The organism is Chamaesiphon sp. OTE_8_metabat_110 (assembly GCF_031382685.1).
GTDB lineage: Bacteria > Cyanobacteriota > Cyanobacteriia > Cyanobacteriales > Chamaesiphonaceae > Chamaesiphon.
In genome coordinates this window covers 1-2783 of sequence record NZ_JANMZA010000617.1, presented here as the reverse complement: position 1 = coordinate 2783, position 2783 = coordinate 1, and the positions used below count along the sequence as shown (strand labels likewise).

General features: G+C 47.8%; 2 protein-coding genes. One reads left to right on the top strand and one right to left on the bottom strand.

What is annotated here, in order from left to right:
• Window positions 1-137: 137 nt before the first annotated feature.
• The gene (locus RMO52_RS22235; protein WP_309743601.1) at window positions 138-1604 is read right to left on the bottom strand and encodes a DUF4832 domain-containing protein; all 1467 of its coding nucleotides are present in this window, start codon (window positions 1602-1604) and stop codon (window positions 138-140) included.
• Window positions 1605-1819: 215 nt separating this feature from the next.
• On the opposite strand from RMO52_RS22235, the gene RMO52_RS22230 reads away from it, so the two are divergent.
• Window positions 1820-2392 (top strand): hypothetical protein, encoded by a 573-nt coding sequence (locus RMO52_RS22230; RefSeq protein ID WP_309743599.1) that lies wholly within the window; start codon window positions 1820-1822, stop codon window positions 2390-2392.
• Window positions 2393-2783: the final 391 nt, after the last annotated feature.

Genomic DNA, 2783 nt, shown 5'->3' with positions numbered 1-2783 from the left:
CGTTAAAAGAGCGTCCAGCATAAGGCAGAGAGTCGAAAATCGAAAGTATACCCAAAGACAGATGTGAGCAACAACATCAACTGAAGTTGTTCTTCCTCGATAATATTCCTCAGCTCCCACCCTCTACCCTCTACCCTCTATTTAATCAACTGTACAGTTCTGCGGAGTGAATTAAAACCAGTTTTAGCTTCCCAAGTTTGTGCGTTAGCCAATCGAATCGAATACTCGGGACGGTTCTTGAGCTTGGGCATCGGATCTGGGAGATTTAGCAGCAGCTCGTAAGTTCCTAGTGGTGCGGTGGGCGGAATTTTGGCACGAACATCTACAGAAATCTCCCCAGCAGATGCTAGCCAGAAGCGGGGGTCGTGAGTTTTGCTCAAAGATTTGAGGATGGGGAGGCGATAGATTTTGCCAGTTGACTGATGGCGCATGACTACTTCTAGGCCGCGCGGGTTAAAGGGGCTAGCATAGCCAGTATTCGCGATCGTAAAATTGCCATTTAACTGTCGATTGTTAGCTACTTGTGAGGTAAAGTTCGATCGAACTAATTGCAAGCGGTAGCCCAGCTTCCGAGCAATTTTACCATAGCAACCTGCTTGTCGCCAGCGATCGAGATCGGGCTTGTAAAAGCTAGAATTGAGATAACTCCAATGAAATCTAGCTAAATCGGCCTCAGCGGTGGGACAGTCACTGCGATGCTCATTGAGCGTAACTTGGCAAGTTTCGCCACCCACAGCCACAAACGGGGTGAACTTATTAGCGTAGTTTGCGAGTGCTGGTATATCGGGTTTATAAGTCCCGGCATCAGATTGATTGGATAGAAAGCAGTCATTATGAAAACCGACGCGAGCTTGGCGATTGCCCCGAAAGGCAGCAGCTAGGGTCAGCGGCTGAGGGTAGTTATTCCTAATATCATTGGGATAACGGAGCTGTACCATCCGACTCGCTGGTGTCGCCGCTAGCAGTGCTGCTAAAATTTTGGCTTTCGGCTGGGGACGAGCCAGTCCATTGCCAGAACCATGCCACTCGCCCCAGGCACCGATAAAGCCAGCCTGCATGACGGCAATGACATCGGCATTTTGTTGCAGGATCGGTTTGAGCTGATTGATGTGGGAGATCGTCAGATCGAGACTGGCATCTGGAGCTTTCTCGATGTCGTCGCCATCATTGGGAAAGTTATAACCAAATCGAAGTATCACCTTAGTTCCCGCCGATCGCACTAGTTGTAATTGGCGATTTAATTGGGCTAAAAATTCTGGGGGTAAAGGACGATTGCGATATTCATCCAAGCGAATATAAGCTCTCGATAAGCTATAACCATTTCGCCGAGTGTTGTTAAAGTCGCGACCGCTCATTAGTTCGATATTGTCATGAAATCCTCGCTCGGGATTGGGAAATTCAGCCGTAGTTGAAGGATAAGTAACGATCGATTTAGGACTTACCGATGGTTTATTAGCCGTCAGTATTAAACTAGCGACTGCCGGAACATCACGATCGTCTTGGGTAGATCCAGCGATTTTGACTGAATCGTGAGGTTGCATACAACCAACTAGTATTGTGGAAATATAGCCAATCGCGAACAGGTAGGCGGAATAGCGGTTCATATTCGGTACTTATGTTTGAACTTAGATGTCGCTAGTGCATGTCTTGACGATCCTCACTAGCAATGAGCGTTAGGGAGTAATCGGCAGATGCCCAGACTCGAACTTATATCGATCTGCTTCTCAGTACGAATAGTAATACATTATACTTGAACTGACTGTAGCCTTGATGTACTTCCTGACATATTCACCTGCATTTTAATAATGCCGCTTTACCAATGATTACTTCTCACGCAGATTATTTAGCTTACCTAAAAGCCGATCGGCTGGCGATGGGTCGGTCGCGGCGACCACCACTACTTTTAATTCAAGACCCAACTTGGTACTATCAACGCCTCCTGCGCAAACATGAATTTTACACCAACTGTCGGCGGTCGATCTTGTGGTGGCCCTTACGCAAGTGGGTGATGTATCGGTATCTGTCAGTATCGTTGGTGACCGGATTCCAAATCCCACCGAATACGATCGGGCCAGGATTGGATCTCGTCCATACTGGCGATATCCTGATTAATGACTCAGTGCGAATCGGCAGCAATCTCCGGATGAATATCGGGGTGACGATCGGCAAAGGCCCCACGATTGGCTCCCATGTGACGATCGAGCCTGGTGCCAAAATATTTGGTGACATTACGATCGCCGACTGGACGCACATTGGCGCAAATGCTGTCCTCAACAAGTCGGTAACAGAACCAGGAATGGTTGTCGTGGGCGTTCCCGCAAGGATCGTCAAGCAAAACCCGCTCTATCCTGGCGAACGGGGGGAAAAAGCCAGCATCGGCGGTGCTCACTAGTCAGTTTAAAAGTAATGTTAACTGAGTAGCAAATCGTGACTACCAAGGAGCAGCACTAGGACTTTTTTAAACTCGGAGATTTATGCAGGATTTGGCACTCCGAGCCATCGATTATTTATAATATAGATTGTGTCTGAAACCTAGCTGGTGGGCCGTGCCCACCCTACTGGGACTGTCTAATGCAGTGTCACTGCTACCACTTTATCTAGTTTCTACTGGAATTATCTGGCTTATCGAAGCTTGTAAATCGGGCGTTGCTGGATCGGGGTATGATTTACCGACCGCCGCTTAGGCGGCGCGCAAGCTTCGAGGGATATTTTCATCGATCGATTATCGCGATCGATTGAATATGGAATTGGCAGTTCATTAAATTTCAGATAATGAAGGAGTA

Coding starts and splice junctions, on each gene's coding strand:
- RMO52_RS22235 (WP_309743601.1), bottom strand. CDS start 1,604: ATGAACCGCTATTCCGCCTACCTGTTCGCGATTGGCTATATTTCCACA.
- RMO52_RS22230 (WP_309743599.1), top strand. CDS start 1,820: ATGATTACTTCTCACGCAGATTATTTAGCTTACCTAAAAGCCGATCGG.